Source organism: Halovivax gelatinilyticus, assembly GCF_024300625.1.
GTDB lineage: Archaea > Halobacteriota > Halobacteria > Halobacteriales > Natrialbaceae > Halovivax > Halovivax gelatinilyticus.
In genome coordinates this window covers 3,248,655-3,264,154 of record NZ_CP101322.1, presented here as the reverse complement: position 1 = coordinate 3,264,154, position 15,500 = coordinate 3,248,655, and the positions used below count along the sequence as shown (strand labels likewise).

At 64.3% G+C, this 15,500-nt stretch carries 15 protein-coding genes; 3 read left to right on the top strand and 12 right to left on the bottom strand.

The window, feature by feature from the left end; genetic code table 11:
• Positions 1-23: 23 nt before the first annotated feature.
• Genes NKH31_RS15500 through thiE form a run of 3 tightly spaced genes read right to left on the bottom strand, consistent with a single transcriptional unit; the run spans position 24 to position 1,923 of the window.
• Positions 24-443, bottom strand: a complete 420-nt coding sequence (locus tag NKH31_RS15500; RefSeq protein WP_254862694.1) for a DUF7988 family protein — start codon at positions 441-443, stop codon at positions 24-26.
• An 18-nt stretch (positions 444-461) separates the two neighbouring features.
• Positions 462-1,295 carry a hydroxyethylthiazole kinase gene (gene thiM, locus NKH31_RS15495; RefSeq protein ID WP_254862693.1) on the bottom strand — a complete coding sequence of 278 codons (834 nt, stop codon included), beginning with the start codon at positions 1,293-1,295 and terminating at the stop codon, positions 462-464.
• Complete coding sequence (thiE, locus tag NKH31_RS15490) at positions 1,288-1,923, bottom strand: thiamine phosphate synthase (RefSeq protein WP_254862692.1); 636 nt, start codon at positions 1,921-1,923, stop codon at positions 1,288-1,290. The genes thiM and thiE overlap by 8 nt, the downstream gene beginning before the upstream one ends.
• A gap of 182 nt (positions 1,924-2,105) precedes the next feature.
• Here thiE and NKH31_RS15485 point away from each other — a divergent pair, with 182 nt between their 5' ends.
• The 3 genes from NKH31_RS15485 to NKH31_RS15475 all read left to right on the top strand — a co-directional run bounded on the left by NKH31_RS15485 (position 2,106) and on the right by NKH31_RS15475 (position 5,480).
• A complete protein-coding gene (locus tag NKH31_RS15485; protein ID WP_254862691.1) occupies positions 2,106-2,606 on the top strand; it encodes a metal-dependent hydrolase in 501 nt (166 codons plus the stop codon).
• Between the two features lie 145 nt (positions 2,607-2,751).
• Positions 2,752-4,200, top strand: coding sequence for an MATE family efflux transporter (locus tag NKH31_RS15480; protein WP_254862690.1), 1,449 nt, complete (start codon positions 2,752-2,754; stop codon positions 4,198-4,200).
• Positions 4,201-4,397: 197 nt separating this feature from the next.
• Entirely contained in the window at positions 4,398-5,480 is a 1,083-nt protein-coding gene (locus NKH31_RS15475) for a tyrosine-type recombinase/integrase (protein WP_254862689.1), read from the top strand.
• A gap of 12 nt (positions 5,481-5,492) precedes the next feature.
• On the opposite strand, the gene NKH31_RS15470 is transcribed toward NKH31_RS15475, so the two are convergent.
• The 9 genes from NKH31_RS15470 to mnhG all read right to left on the bottom strand — a co-directional run bounded on the left by NKH31_RS15470 (position 5,493) and on the right by mnhG (position 15,490).
• Positions 5,493-6,569, bottom strand: coding sequence for a DUF354 domain-containing protein (locus NKH31_RS15470; RefSeq protein ID WP_254862688.1), 1,077 nt, complete (start codon positions 6,567-6,569; stop codon positions 5,493-5,495).
• Complete coding sequence (locus NKH31_RS15465) at positions 6,566-7,678, bottom strand: glycosyltransferase family 2 protein (RefSeq protein WP_254862687.1); 1,113 nt, start codon at positions 7,676-7,678, stop codon at positions 6,566-6,568. The genes NKH31_RS15470 and NKH31_RS15465 overlap by 4 nt, the downstream gene beginning before the upstream one ends.
• Positions 7,679-8,175: 497 nt before the next feature.
• Positions 8,176-10,032 carry a Na(+)/H(+) antiporter subunit D gene (locus tag NKH31_RS15460; protein WP_254862686.1) on the bottom strand — a complete coding sequence of 619 codons (1,857 nt, stop codon included), beginning with the start codon at positions 10,030-10,032 and terminating at the stop codon, positions 8,176-8,178.
• A complete protein-coding gene (locus NKH31_RS15455; protein WP_254862685.1) occupies positions 10,029-11,972 on the bottom strand; it encodes a proton-conducting transporter transmembrane domain-containing protein in 1,944 nt (647 codons plus the stop codon). Before NKH31_RS15455 ends, NKH31_RS15460 begins: the two co-directional genes overlap by 4 nt.
• On the bottom strand, positions 11,965-13,632 hold the full coding sequence (locus NKH31_RS15450; RefSeq protein ID WP_254862684.1) for a monovalent cation/H+ antiporter subunit D family protein: 1,668 nt from the start codon (positions 13,630-13,632) through the stop codon (positions 11,965-11,967). The genes NKH31_RS15455 and NKH31_RS15450 overlap by 8 nt, the downstream gene beginning before the upstream one ends.
• Positions 13,625-13,999, bottom strand: a complete 375-nt coding sequence (locus tag NKH31_RS15445; protein WP_254862683.1) for a cation:proton antiporter subunit C — start codon at positions 13,997-13,999, stop codon at positions 13,625-13,627. The genes NKH31_RS15450 and NKH31_RS15445 overlap by 8 nt, the downstream gene beginning before the upstream one ends.
• Complete coding sequence (locus NKH31_RS15440) at positions 13,999-14,556, bottom strand: MnhB domain-containing protein (protein WP_254862682.1); 558 nt, start codon at positions 14,554-14,556, stop codon at positions 13,999-14,001. The genes NKH31_RS15445 and NKH31_RS15440 overlap by 1 nt, the downstream gene beginning before the upstream one ends.
• On the bottom strand, positions 14,556-15,098 hold the full coding sequence (locus tag NKH31_RS15435; RefSeq protein WP_254862681.1) for a DUF4040 domain-containing protein: 543 nt from the start codon (positions 15,096-15,098) through the stop codon (positions 14,556-14,558). Before NKH31_RS15435 ends, NKH31_RS15440 begins: the two co-directional genes overlap by 1 nt.
• Positions 15,095-15,490 carry a monovalent cation/H(+) antiporter subunit G gene (gene mnhG / locus NKH31_RS15430; RefSeq protein WP_254864825.1) on the bottom strand — a complete coding sequence of 132 codons (396 nt, stop codon included), beginning with the start codon at positions 15,488-15,490 and terminating at the stop codon, positions 15,095-15,097. The genes NKH31_RS15435 and mnhG overlap by 4 nt, the downstream gene beginning before the upstream one ends.
• Positions 15,491-15,500: the final 10 nt, after the last annotated feature.

Sequence of the window (15,500 nt, the reverse complement as noted above, 5' to 3'; positions counted from 1 at the left end):
GACGGATACGGCCGAGTCGGTTCTTACCGGAGCTGTACTCCGAGACGCCTGTCATCGAGACGATCGTACGTGAGTCGCTCGCCGCGAGTGAGACCGAAGCACTCGATTTCTACCACTAATCGACCGGGCGGGATCGTCGCACGGAGAACGAGCCCTCGGCTGGTCACGACGACGTACGGCGGGGCCGCCACGGGCGGTGCGGCAAGCTCGTATCCCAGTTGGGAGACGGTCGAATCGAGAACGGTGGGCAGTACGTCCAGAATATCCGCGTCTCGAAGGAACCGTTCGAACGGTTCGGTCACCGCTCGTCGATCCGAAACGCCGTCTTCGTCCCAGGTGTCGACGACGGTGTCGGCGCACGACTCGACGCCGTCGAGGAGCGACCGGTACTCCGTCTGCAGGTGTGAGCGAACACGATCGGGGAGGTGAGTGGAATGGGTCATCAGGTGGAAATCGACGGCTCACTCGAGTCGGTCGACGCGCGCCGCCGGCGATCGATCGGACGCGACGGTGGGATCGAACGTCGCGACACTATCCAGGAAGTTCACCCGATAGCTGGCCGGTCCGTCGTGGGCCATTTCAGCCGCTCGCTCTCCCGCGAGGTCGAAGCCTAGCGTGGCGTAAAGCGACGCATCGAGCGGGTCCTCCACGGCCGCGTGATAGGTCGCGAGCGTCGCCCCGAGGAGACAGCCCGTGCCGACGACCTGCCCCATCCGCTCGTCTCCCGCGTCGACCTCGAAGGCGGACGATCCGTCGGCGACGACGTCCGTGACACCGGAGGCGACGACGATCGCCCCGGTCGAGGCGGCCAGCGCACGCGCCGTCTCGTCTATCTCATCGTACTCGCCGATCGACTCGACGCCGGCCACCTCGGCCTCGACGCCGGCCAGCGCACTCACCTCACCGTAGTTCCCCTTGATCGCCGCGAACTCCACCGACGAGAGCAGTTTCTCGGCGTTCTGGTCCCGCGTCGGTGTCGCACCCACGCCAACGGGGTCGAACACGACGGGAACGCCGCGGTCGTTGGCAACCGTTCCGACGTCGATCATCGTCTCGACCTCCCGCGGCGAGGCGGTGCCGATATTGAAGAGTATCGCACTCGCACCAGCCGCCATCTCTTCTGCGTCTCCCGGCGTATCCGCCATCACCGGGAGGCCGCCCCAGTGGAGGGTCACCTGAGCGACGTCGTTCATCGTTACCCGGTTGGTCAGGTGCTGGATCAACGGCGTCGACTCGTCGATCGCACGGCGGGCCGCGGCGAGACCTGCTGCGTCGAGGACCGGCGAATCAGACACGCGCGATCACCTCTCCAAGACGGCGCGTCGCGTCGGCCGGATCGTCCGCACTCGTGATCTCGCTGATGACCGCGACGCCGGCGGCACCGGCCTCGAACACGGGGCCGGCGTTCTCAGCCGTAATGGCCCCAATGGCGATGACGGGAATCGACACAGCTTCGGCGACCGCCGAAATTCCCTCGGGGCCGATGCCGTCTTTCGCCGGATCGACGTCCTTCGAGGACGTGCCGTAGACGGCTCCGGTTCCGAGGTAGTCAGCTCCGTCGCGTTCGGCCGCCAGCGCATCCTCGACCCGGAACGCAGAACAGCCGACGATCGCATCAGCGCCGAGTTGGTCGCGCGCGATCGAAATCGGGAGATCCGACTGACCGAGGTGAACGCCGTCCGCGTCGATCGCCCGCGCGAGATCGATACGATCGTTCACGATGAGCGGGATATCCGCCTCGTCTGTGAGATCGCGAAGCGTTCGTCCGAGGTCGTACCGGTCGCGCGCCGATCGGTCCTTCTCGCGCAGTTGCACGACGTCGACGCCGCCGTCGATCGCGGCCTCGACGATTTCTGGCGTCGAGCGACCAGCGGAGAGCGATTCCTGGGTTACGAGGTAGGTCCGCCAGTTCGATGGATTCACAGGGCTACTATGGTGAGCGGCCACAAATCGACTTCGACCGAGAGCCAGAACTTGTGAGGTTCGGACACGATCTCGCTTCGTCCCGACCACGGACGCTTCCGGACTCGAGCCCATGCGATCCCGACCACGGACGCTTCCGCCCACAAGCCGATGTTATCCCGACCACGGACGGCAGAAGCTTGATGGGGACGGTCACGCTCTCTCCGTCCGTGTACTGGAAGGGCCACGTCGGGACGGCGATCCTGTGGTATACGCCGTTGTACCTCTGGATCGCCACCGAATCGACGACGCTCGCCCTGTTCGGTCTCCTCGTCGCGGTCGCTTGTGCACCGCTTCCCGACATCGATACCGCGTTACCCGTCCCCCACCGGGGGCCGACGCACACGGTCTGGTTCCTCGCCGGCTCGATCGTAGTTGGCTCTCTCGTCGGCGGTCTTCTCGCACCGACGTTCGACGTCTCCGTCTTAATCGGCGTTCTCGCCGTCGGTGGGGCAGTCGGCATCTCGCTCACGTCACACGTGTTTCTCGATGCGCTAACACCGATGGGGATCCGTCCGTTCGAACCAGTTGCAGCGACATCCGTATCGCTCCGCCTCGTCAGATCGAAGAATCCGATGGTAAACTGGGCCCTCCTGATCGCCGGATGCGTCGTCCTGGTTGGTGGGAGTGTATCCGGATTCTAATGACGCCCGTCGATTGACTCACTGGTCTTGGGCGTATCGACTAAGCCGTTGAGAGCGATGCTCCGCCGATCACCCCGAACCCGGTGGTCGCTGCCGCGTAGAGAAACCATTTAGGCCGACCGTCGTAAGACGTAGACAGATTCTCGTGGCCTCTCGCGTACCGAACCCGATTCGCCTGTTGATCCTGTGGATCGGGATCGGACTGGCGAGACTGGGTCTGATCGACCGGGAGCGAGCGAGACGGACGACCGACCTTGCCTGGCCGCGAATCGTCACCGGCCTCGCTCGCATGTCCAAGAGCGCCGTCGACATCGCGATGGTGGGCATCGCCGTCGGCGGAGCCGCGATCGCCGGTGTCGGATACGCGACGCCGTTCTGGGGGCTCGCGTTCACGATCGGCGGCGGCGTGGCCGGCGGAACGATCGCGCTGGTCTCCCAGCGATACGGTGCTCGGCGATTCGGGCAAGTAGGACAATCGATCCGATCGAGCGTGTTGCTCGTCGTACTCATCAGCGTCCCGTTCACCATCGCGTTCAGCATCTTCGCGTCGGAACTCATCTCGATCATCAGCGACGATCCGGAGGTGATCGAACTCGGGTCGGCCTACCTCGCCGTCGTCGCGTTCGGGATGCCGTTCGCCGGCCTCAATCTCATCGGAAGTCGGGCGTTCGTCGGGATGGACGACGCCTGGACGCCGATGGTGATCAGAGCCGGCGGGGCCGTCGCGAACATCGCCTTCAACGCGTTTCTCATCTTCGGCCTCGGAATGGGCGTCGTCGGCGCCGCCCTCGGAACGGTGCTCGCAAACGTTTTCGTTACCCTCGCGTTCGCCATCTTGCTCGTCTTCGGTCGCCTGCCCGGGGTTCCAGAAGCCGAGATGACCGTCGATCCGTTCGGGACGTACGTGGACGGCGAGGTCATCAGGTCGCTAATCACGATCGGCCTCCCGGTGTTCGGCCGGAACCTGGTGTGGACGGTCGCCGAGATACCGTTGCTCTCGATCGTCGACCTCTTTGGCACCGACGTGGCGTCGGCGTACATCGTCGCCCGACGGATCTGGGCGCTCATGAACACTCCCGGCTGGGGCTTCGGACTCGCCGCCTCGAGTCTGGTCGGCCAGGAACTGGGAACCGGAGCCGAGCGTACGGCCGACCGGTACGGCAGAGAGATTATTCGCTTTTCGATCGCCGTCTACGCCGTATCGGCCGCCATCGTCTTCGTATTCGCGGAACCGATCACGCTCGTGTTCGTCGACGACCCCGCCGAACTCTCGGTTCCCGTCGCCGTCACGCTGGTGCAGGTCGCCTGCGTCGCGATCCTCTTTCAGGGGATCTCCGGAACGACCGAGGGTGCGCTCAACGCCGCCGGCGACACGCGCTGGCCGTTCTACGCCCAGGCGCTGGGTATGTTCGCGGGCGCCATCCCGCTCACCTACATCGGTGCGACGACTCCACTCGGTCTCTACGGCCTCTACCTGGCGTTCGTCGCCGAGACGGCGATTCCGGCTTCGATTAATTACTACCGGTTCGGTACCGGACGGTGGAAGGCGATCAGCAGATCCTACCGTCCCGGCGGAACGGACAGCGGAGAGTGAGCCGGCGATTTGGCCCCGATAGATCGAACGCACCGGCGCACGATCTCACTCGTGAACGGGCCGGACGCGCGGGGTCAGATTTACACGAGTGGGATTCGTCAGTCGGCACAGATGGTCAACCAGCCGCCACCGAAAGGCGATGTAATCGCGGTAGCACTCGGCCCCAGGCACCGCCGGGGCGAGCGGGTGGTTCGGTCGTGATTCCACTCGACGCCTTGATCGAACGGTACCTGGAGCGCAAATCCGTCGGCTCCAGCGATGGCGCGGGTGCCGGGACGTACGCGTCGAACGCCAGTTCGATCCTCACTCGGTGGACGGAGTGGCTCGATCGTGAGTACGACGTCACGACCGTCGCGGAACTCGAAACAGCCCACTGTGGCGCTTACGCCCGAGAACTGAACGACAGGACGCGTCGTGGGGAGTACGCCGCCTCGAGTGCCCATACCTATTTCGCCGTCGTTCGCGCGTTTCTCTCCTGGTGTGTCGACGAAGCGGTGATTCGCGAGAACCCGGCTGAAGCGGCGGTCGTCGTCGACGCGCTCCCCGAGGTGTCCGACACGACGCTGTCACAGCACTGGTCGGCCGACGCCAGGCGCGAACTAGAATCGTACGTCGAAACCCGAGCGAGCGAAGCGGAAGAAGGAACGGACGACCGTCTCGCCAGACTACGGGAGTACGCGATGGTCGCGTTACTCGCACACGCTGGGCTTCGAGGTGGGGAGCTCTTTCGCGTTCCCGAAGACGACCGTCGGACGGGTGCGACGTGGGACGACGTCGACTTCTACGCGGGAACGATTCAGGTTCTAGGCACCTCACAGCAATTCGAGGACGTTCCGCTTCCGGCGGCCGCGCGGACGCCCCTTCGACGCTATCGGATCGCGCTCGATCCGCCGACGAACGACTGGCCGCTCTTTCCGACCCGACACGCCCCATCGATCGCTTCTACCGTCCGTACGAAACTCACAGAGCGCGGGTACGGATCGAACGAGATAGACGCGCTCTTCGACGACCACACCGCGATCGAACTGGCACACGAGCACGCGATCTCCCCCGCGGCGATCACGACCGAAGGGGCCCGAACGATACTCAAACGACTCTGTGAGGAGGCAGACGTCGACGTCGGCGGCGACTACCTCAAACCCGTGGGAGCGAGGCGAGCGTTCGAACCGGACGCGCCGCGTACCGTTGCAAGCGGGGTAAGCGGTGGGCTGCGAACGAGCGTTCTCGAACAATCGCTCGTCACCGTCGACGAGGACGAATCGACTGGAACAGAAAACTGACGAACACCCCTCTCAACTCCGTACCGATCGGACCTCGCGAGTCTGTCGCGACGCGTCCGTCTCGGTGAGCAGTTCGACGAGAACGTCGGTCCCGTCTCGTTTCTCCGCCATCACCCGTTCTCTACGGCGTTTCCATCGGGCTGGTGTCGACGGATCGGCGAGCATTGCTTCGACGAGCTCGATCGCCCGATCCTCGTCGGCCGTCGAGCGAAGGAGGTCGAACTCCCGTTCGAGAACCACGAAGTTGCTCATATCGGATTCGGCGTCCGTGGCGAACGACTGGATACGAACTGCTGGCGTCCCGAGCAGCGCCGCTTCCGTGGCCATCGTCCCCGAGTCGCCGGCGTAGCCGTTCGCGTGATACAGCAGATCGTGTACGGCCGTCGGCGGGACCGGCGAGCGGTAGCCGCTGAGGTCCGCTGGCAGCGGATCCGAACTCGATATGTAGACGGTACCCTTCTCGTCGAACGTAGAGACGAGCTCGCGCTTTCCCTTCCTCGAGAGACCGGCCTCGCCGACGTCGTGCAACGCGTCCCACGTTCGAAAGCGACAGAAGTAGTATGGTTCCGTCGGTTCGACGCCGTACGCGCGGAGGCGATCCGGCGACGGTTCGAAGCGGTCGGAGTGAAGGTAGGCCAGTTCGTGGAAACTCTCGTACCTGACGTGTCCGTCGCCGAAATCGTCTCTGAAATTACTCGGCGTCGCGATCACGTCGGCGAACGGTGCGACGAGTCGATGAGAGGTGACTCCCTCGTTGTCGACGAACACGACGCTCCTGGCGCCGACGAGCGGTGCGACGTGCGAGACGGCCACGCCGCCGATCGCCGTCATCACATCGGGTTCGATTCGGCGGGCCCGACGGAACAGTCGGTACTCGTAGGTCGCCTGCACGCGAACCAATCCGAGCAGCGACTGCTGCGGGCCGGCCAGTACCTCGTGTTCGATGTCGTAGGCCTCCAGTAACGGAACGGCGAGATCGTTCTCCCGAGCGAAGACGAACACGTCGTGACCGTCCTCGCGGAGTTCGTCGATCGCGTGGCGGTAGAAGTGAACGTGCGCCGGGTGCTGGATGGTGACGACGACCTTCATTCGTCGACCACCACCAGTCCTTCGTTGGCCTGTCGGTCGAACACCATCGCGAGTAGAACGGTCATCGCCGAACACAGCATCGCAGTCACGGTCGAGAGCGCGAGCGTGAGACGGGCATCGGTGGCGGATGGACGAGCGGCTTCGTCCGTTCCGGACGTCTCGTCTCGACCCGTGAGTATTCGGCCGAGAATCCCGATCGTCACCGCTAATCCGAGTGCGCCCAGGGCGTACAGTCCCACCAGCGGGTGAAAGTCGCGAATCACGTATCGATCCCCCAGCCGTCTGATAAACCGGCGAAACAGCAACCACGAGAGCTTCGGTACGAACGTGGTGTAGTCGATGTGGCTCTCTTCGTCGCCGTACACCGCCGGCATCGAGACGTCGGCGATCGGAAACTCCCTGGTGTTGAGCGCGACGAGGACGTCGTTCGAGAACCCGTACTGCTCGTACAGCGAGTCGAGATCGAGGGCCTCGAGTGCCTCCTTCGAGATAGCCGTATAGCCGTTCTGCGGATCGACCATCTGCCAGTAGCCGCTCGAAACTTTGGTCAACAGCGAGAGCAAGACGTTCCCAAAGAGACGAAACGACGACATCGAATCGTGGAACTCGCGACCGCGGAGGCGGTTTCCCTTCGTGTACGCCGCCCGACCCTCGACGATCGGGTCTAGCAGCCGGTCGAGTTCGTTCGGATCCATCTGCCCGTCGCCGGCCATCACGGCCGTGATTTCCATTCCATCGTCGAGCGCCCGTCGATAGCCCGTCGTTATCGCCGCGCCGACGCCGCGATTTGCCTCGTGGCGTATCGGAACGATAACGGGACGCTCGACGGTCGTTCCCCCGTCAGCTCGTCGATCGGTCACCGGAATTGCGGTTCGTCCGTCACCGTCGGACGGCGTCACCGGACCCCCAACGCCGTCGGCGGTAGTCTGCGATGCGTCGAGCCGGTCTGAGGCGACCCGTCGAATCTCGTTCCAGGTTCCGTCGGTCGAACGATCGTCGACGGCGTACACCCGATCGACGAAGTCAGGAACCGTCTCCAGGACATCGCCGACGAGCCCCGACTCGTTGTAGGCCGGAACCACGACGGCGACGGAGTGATCTCGGTACATGGTTCGGTCAGAGACCTCGGTCGACCACGTTCTGGTGCGTGGAATACGTTCGAGCGCATACTCCCAACCCGTCCACTCGCACCGTTCTTCCACACTCGATCATCTATCTCACGAACAGCGTGGCTCCGCATTGTTATTCTCGACCTTTGTGTCTCAGACGCCGGCGATAGTTCGATTGCCGAACGGGCCCAAAACATCTCACCTGTCGGAACGGTCAGCCCAGAGCGTCGGTTCAGAATACGCGTCGATTGATGGACTCGACGACCGTAACGAACATCGACTCCCGTAGCCCACCGTACCGATGCGCCAGTCCGAACCCCACGGGAGGCCATCACGTCTTCCCCGTCGGTGCCGCCTTTTCCAGCGTTACGGACACCGGATACGCGGTAGGTTCGACTTATGCGAGACGGACGTCGTCCACCGATCAGGCGAACATTCACTGTTTGATTTCGACGGATTCGGAACGTGATCGGACTCGATTGCCGGGACCGATCCGATCAGCCGTAAAGCACCAGGACCAGAACCAGCGTGAGGATAACGGTCACGTACAGGACCGTAAGCCCGATGGTTGCTCTGAGATACAGCCGGGATGGCGCGCCGCCGTCGGTCGGTCTGGCGCCGTTCTGAGTAACCGAGACACCCGGGACGTTTCGCACGACGCGCTCTGCGGCCAGGACCGGATTGTTCCCGATCCAGTAGCAACCCACGACCAGGCCGACGACAGCGCGATCGACGGCAGCGTACAGTTCCGTAACTGCGAGCATGCTCCACCGACCGACGTAGAACGTGGCCGGGGCGAACGCGAACGCCGGGTCCGGATAGTCGATCTTCGAGAGCGGCTTCCGAATGAGCTTGAAGCCGACGACGGAGACGACGATCAGTACGAGGGCGTCCTGTAAGTGACCGGGGCTGTACGGATCGAGGTCGATACCGGCCGTCGGAATCTCGACCCCGTCGACCAGCGGGAGCAGGTCAGTGAAGTAGGGCCATCCGAGAAACGGCAGACCCAGAACGACACACGCGCCACCGACCGAGAGCATCGAGACGCTCTGACCGGGCTTCGAGTCGAGCACGGATCGTTCGCTCGGTCCGTGTAAGAACACGTAGTAGCCGAGTTTGATGAACGAGAGGAACGTTCCGATCGCGCCGATGAAGAGCAACCAGTAGAGCGCCTGGTACTCGGGTGCACCGTGGTATCCGGGATCGGCCGCATCGAGGATCATGCCCTTGCTGATGAAGCCGCTGAAGCCGGGGACGGCCGTGATCGAAAGCGCACCGATCGCGAACGCGATGGCCGTGATGGGCATCTCACGCCAGAGACCGCCCAGCTCGTAGAGGTCGTTCTCGCCGGTCCGGTAGATGACGACGCCGACGGCCATGAACAGTAGGCTCTTGTAGAGCACGTTGTTGAACAGGTGTCCCATCGCACCCGCCGCTCCGATGGCCGTGCCGATCCCGATACCGGCGACCATGTACCCCAGCTGGGCCTGGATGTGATAGGACAGCAGCGCCCGCATATCGTGTTGTAACAGCGCGAAGACGACGCCGTAGACGGCCATCAGTCCGCCCATATAGGCGAGGTAGAGGTTACCCTCCGGAACGGCCCGGAGAAGCACGTACGCGCTCGTCTTCGTGGTGAACGCTGCCAGGAACACCGAGGCTGCAAAGTGTGGCCGCGGGTAGGTGTCCGGCAGCCAGGTGTGAAATCCGACGAACGCGACGTTGACGCCGATACCGAGCACGGCGAGGATCATCGGGAGGCCGCCGAACGCGCTCGAGATGCCGCCGGTGATGACGCCGTCATAGCCGACGCCCTCGCCGAAGACGAACGATTCCGCTGCGGCGTAGTGAGCGATCACGGCGAACAGCAGGAGACTGCCGCCGATCCCGTGAGCGATGGCGTAGCGATAGCCCGCCCGGACGGCGTCGCCGCCGTACTGCCAGACGAGCACGGTACTCGTGATAGCCATCAGTTCCCAGGCGAAGACGAGCACGAGCCAGTCGCCGGCGAAGACGGCTGCGATCGTCGAGCCCACGTAGGTGAGCGCGATGGCGAGCTGGGCGCGCGGGGACTCGCTCGAATAGGCGTAGATCACCGCGAACAGCCCGAGGAAGCCGAGACCGAGCGCGACGAACCGCGTGTACTCGTCGACGAGGAACGGCTGAACCGAGAATCCGAGAAAGGTCGCGCTGACGCTCGTTCCGACCGGGGCGAACCAGGCGACGACGATGACCCACAGGAGACTCAGCGCGCCGACGGCGAAGCCGACGATTCGCGGAGCGAAGAATGCGACCACCGCTGCCGCGAGGATCACCGCGGGCGGATAGATCGTCGTCGCGAGATCCTCGATCATCGGTCGATCACCCCCTCACCCTCGACCAGTTCGACGATATAATCGGCCAGTTCGAGGAAGACGGCGTAGTCCGGGACGACGCCGAGGACGACGGCGCCGGTCGCGATGACTGCGATCGGCATCGCGACGAGCCACGAACTCTCGGTGAACGGCGTGCGTCGCTCCCAGCCGCCCTGAGGCGGTCCGCCGTGGTGGTGATCGCCGTGATCGTGGTGGTCGTCGGCGTGATCCGGGTGGGTTCGGTCCCCCGCCCGTGCATCTCCGGGTCCGTACGGAACGTCGACGTCGCTCGGGTGTTCGTCGACGGCGTACTCCGGTTCATCATCGAGTGGCGTTCCGGCGCCCTTCCCCTCGGTTTCTCCCTCGTCGTCGTCCGCCGGTTGCGGGGCGCCGCCGTCGGTACGCGGTTGCGCATCAGACGTGCGCTCTCCGTTCAGGACGCCGTAGGAGCGTCGCTCGCCGCCGGGCGGGAACTCGAGCAGCGGTTTCGCGTCGTGGCGGTCCTCGCTCTCGAAGAACGCGGTGTAGACGACCGGCCAGAGGTAGGCGATGTTGAGCACGCCGGAGACGATCAGCGCGGTAGCGAACAGCCAGTAGCCCGCGTGAACGTCCGCGGCGCCACCGGCACCGATCAGCAGGTAGAACTTGCTCACGAATCCGGCAACCAGGGGGATGCCGGCCATGCCGGCCGATCCGATGGCGAACGCGCTCATCGTCATCGGCATGCGCTTTCCGACGCCGGCCATCTCGCTGACGTAGTCGGTGTGGGTTTCGACGTGAACTGCCCCCGCACAGAAGAACAGCGTGAGCTTGCCGAACGCGTGAGCCGGGATGTGCAACAGCGCCCCGAGCATCGCGAACGGGTTGAGCATCGAGAGACCCAGCACGATGTACGACAGCTGGGCCGTCGTCGAGAACGCCAGCCGGCGCTTTAAGTGATCTTTCCGAAGGGCGATGATGCTCGCCGCGGTCAGCGTGAACGCGGCCAGAATCGCGACGGGGACGTTGATCCCGACGTCGCCGACCCACGGAACCGAAAGCGGGATCTCCCGGATCGTGTCGGTGCCGAACGTGTCCAGGTAGACCCGCGCGACGCCGAACGCGCCGGATTTGACGACAGCCACCGCGTGCAGCAAGCCCGAGACGGGCGTCGGCGCGACCATCGCGTCTGCCAGCCAGGAGTGAAGCGGCATGACCGCCGCTTTCACCCCGAACCCGGCGATCAGCAGGAAGAACGCGGCCTGGGCGAATCCCGGATCGGCCGCCGCGGCGTCTGCGAGCGCGGACATTCCGCCGGTTTCGAACGCGAGCGGATCTGCTGCGTCCGGGTCAACCCCGCCGGGACCCGTGTTGAGCCAGTACACTAACACCGTCCCGGCCAGCAGGAACACTCCGCCGCCGAAGAAGGTATACGCGAGGTACTTTCGCCCCGCGATGCGCGCCTCGTCGTCTTCGTTGTGGGCGACGAGCGGGTACGTGACGAGCGATAGCAGCTCGTAGAAGATGAAGATGGTGAGCAGGTTCGAGGCGAAGGCGATTCCGATCGCCGTCGAGAGGCTGGCGGCGAACGCGGCGAAAAATCGCGTCTGGGCGTGTTCGTTTAACCCTCGCATGTACCCCGCCGCGTAGAACGACGTGAATATCCAGAGGAAGCTCGCCAGTAACGCGAAGAGCATCCCCAGGGGATCCGCTCTGAGCGCGAAGTCTGCGCCGAAGACGAACGTGTAACCCGTGGTTTCCTCCAGACTCCAGTAATAGACCTCGCCGTCCATGACGCCGGGGAGCATGCTGACGACAATGGCGAACTTCCCCAGCGCGGCGAGGACGGACCAGCCCTCTCGAACGTTCGGGTAGCGATACGACGCGACTATCAGTACGACCGCGAACGCCGATATCAGTACGGCTGCCAGCGGACGCGGATCCATTGTGGCTTCAACCATCGTCGAACACCTCCTCTGCAAACGGCTCGATCGCCTCGTAGAGCACATCACCGGCGAAGCCGAGTCCAACAGTCAGTACCGCGAACACCGCGACGATCGCGAGCATGCCGACCGACACGCGCCGTCGTCGACTGGAGTCCGCCGACCGGCGGTCACCGAACGATTCGTTCGCTTCTTCGCCACCGTCGGTTGCGACCGCATCGCCGTGGCCCGACTCGCCGGTGACGGCGTGGCCGGACGAACGCGCCGAGGCGGGTGTGAAGTACATCGTCTCCAGCAACCGGGCGACGTACAGCAGCGTCAACATGGTCGACAGGAAGATGACGGCCGCGACCGTCCACGCTTCGGCCTGGATGGCGCCGACCGCGATGTACCACTTTCCGATAAAGCCGATCGACGGCGGAATGCCGACCAGCGAGATCGCGAGTACGGCGATCGAGGCCGCGGCGACCGGCCGGTGTTCGGCGAGGCCGGCGAACTCCCTGACGCGTCGCGCCCCGTATCCTGCGGCGACGACGCCCGCACCGAGGAAGAGACCCGCTTTCATTAGCCCGTGACCGACCAGGTGGACGATCGCACCGACGAGCGCGAGCGGCGTCGCGAGTCCGTACGCGGCGACGATCAGGCCGAACTGCGAGACCGACGAGTACGCGAGCATTCGCTTGACGTCGGTCTGGGTGACGGCGAGAATCGAGCCGGCCATCACGCTCGCGATGCCGACCGTGAGGATGATCTCCTGGACGTAGGGCGTCGCAGTGACGAACTCGACGCCGTAGACCGTAAAGAGAATCCGCCCGAGGGCGTAGGCAGAAACCGTCGAGACGAGGGCGGCGATCAACGGGGTGATTCCGTCCGGCGCCCGCTGGTAGGCGTCCGGCTGCCAGGTGTGAAGTGGCCACTGGGCGACTTTGATGGCGAAGCCGACGAAGACGAACGCGAACGACGCGCGGACGAGCGTCTCGTTTTCGACCAGCGCGCCGTCGTACAACTCGCTATTGATGAATTCCATGTTGAGGTGGCCGGTCGCCATGAAGAGCAGGCCCACCCCGAGCAGGTAGAGCGACGCGCCGAGCGTTCCGAGGACGAGGTATTTCAACGCCGCCACGGCCGACTCCGCGCTGTCGCCCCTGGCGATCAACCCGTACGTCGCGAGCCCGACGATCTCCAGGAAGACGAACATGTTGAACGCGTCACCGGTGAACGAGAGGCCGAGCAAACCGCCGGTGAGGAGCAGGTAGGCTGCGTAAAATGTGGATCCACGCGGTCCGCCCACTCGCGTGTACGCCAGGACGCCGACGGCGGATCCGGTGACCAGCAGGGCGATGATCGTCGAGAACTCGTCGGCGACGAGTTCGATCCCGTAGGGGGCCGGATAGCCGCCGACTTCGTGGATGACCTGGGTGTACCCGCCCGTTGCGTACACTTCGCGAGCGATCGCGATCGTACCGGCGAACAGTCCCAGAGACGTCAGGAGTGCAACAGACCACCCCGTCCGATCGAATCGCAATCCGAGCACGATCGGCACGGCGGCGGCCAGAATCGGGACGGCCACGAGCAGCGCCGGGAGCAGTTCGACCTCGAAGGTGAGGTCGAGGATGGCCCCGGGATCGGTAAGCAACGGTGCCAGCAGCCCCGCAATCGACGCAAATCCGTCACTCATCGGTACGCACCTCCCGGAGCGTGTCCTCGCGAAGCGTTCCGTACTCCGCGTAGATTCTAACCACCAGCGCCAGGCCGACCGCCGTCAGCGCGACGCCGACGACGATGGCGGTGAGCACGATCACGTGCGGGAGCGGACTGGCGAGGACGAGACCCTCGGGATCGGCCTCCGCCGGCACGACTGGCGAGGAGCCCTCCTCGACGTAGGCGACCGAGACGAAGAACAGGAAGATGGCCGTCTGGAAGAGGTTTACCCCGATGATCTTCTTGACGAGGTTCTCGTTCGCGATCATCATGTAGAGTCCGACCGCGAGCAGGACGAACATCGTCGCATAGGCGAACGTGCCCGTCAACAGCTCGAGCGCCATCAGTCGTCACCTCCGTCTACCGAGTCGGGACCGGCATCGGTCGCCACTCCACCTGATCCGTCACTCGGACCGTTTCTTCTCGAGTGACCGTTGTGCTCTCTCAGTTTCGGCGGGAAGCCGGCCGCGGTGGCGAAGAACAGCGTCACGACCACGCCGGCGACGATGAGGGCGATACCACCGATTTCGATCGCCTCCATGCCCCACTTCGTTCCGTCAGGAATCCCGAGAACCGTCTCGAACCGGTCGTACTGGAGGAAATTACCCCCCAGCGCGATCGCAGCGAGTCCGACACCGACGAAGACCGCGACGCCGCCCGCGACGAGTCCGACCAGAACCGAGTTCTTGAGCCACTGACGAGTCGGTTCGATACCGAACGCGAACGCGAGCATCAGGATCGTCACCCCGATAATCGCACCGCCCTGGAAACTACCGCCGGGCGTGTCCGCGCCGTGGAATGTCATAAAGAGTCCGTAGGTTAGCGTAAACGGGGCGATGATCTTCACCGCGGTCATGATCACCTGACTCTCCGTGTAGGTGTCATCGACGGGATCCGCCATCAGGCGAACACCTCCCGTTTGAGCACGATCAGAACCGAGATCCCGGCGGCGAAGACGACGACCGCCTCTCCGAACGTGTCGAATCCACGGTAGGCCGCCAGAACCGCCGTCACGGCGTTTTGTACGCCCGTGTCGCTGTAGGTGTTGTGGAGGTAGTACTGGGTGACCTGCGCGTTGTCCCAGACCGGCGCGCCGGGATCGCCGATTTCGTACATCTCGGGTAAGATCCCGACGAGCGCTACGACGAGAAACCCGCCGACGACAGCGACCGCGGGCAGGTTCACTCGCTCGAACGTCCGATCGGACGTCGGACGCGTGGTCCGGGCGATCGTCAACAACAGCAGTATCGTCGTGACGCCCGCGCCGATGGCCGCCTCGGTCATCGCGACGTCGGGAGCCAGCAAGAACGTGTAGATGATCGCCATTCCCAGGCTGTAGGCTCCGAACACGACGATCGCGGAGAGGACGTCCCGGAACATCGCCGTCGCGACGGCCGTGATGATGACGAAGAACGCCAACGTGTAGGCAACTGCGAACGTCATCGTGACGCACCTCCGTCGTCCGATTCGTCGTACTGCTCTGGCGCCCCTTCGGTGTCGGGATCGCCGACTCCGGCGTCCGCGTCGGTCTCCGGCGTCCAGGGATCGATACCCGACTCGGAGGCAGAGCGAACGATCGCGTGTGCGGCGGTCGGGTTCGTGATGAACACGAAGAAGAGCAACAGGACGGTGTAAATCGTGGCGTTTTGCCACCCGAGCGCGAGCGCGACCGCGGCGAGGGCCATGCCGGCGCCGAGCGTGTCCGTCTGTGAGGCCGTGTGCGCTCGCGAGTAGACGTCGGGCAGGCGAATCACGCCGACTGCTGAGACGAACGTGAAGAACAGGCCGAGTCCGATCAGGACCATGATCGCCCAGAAGCGAATCTCCTCGGCGATACCGGGTAGT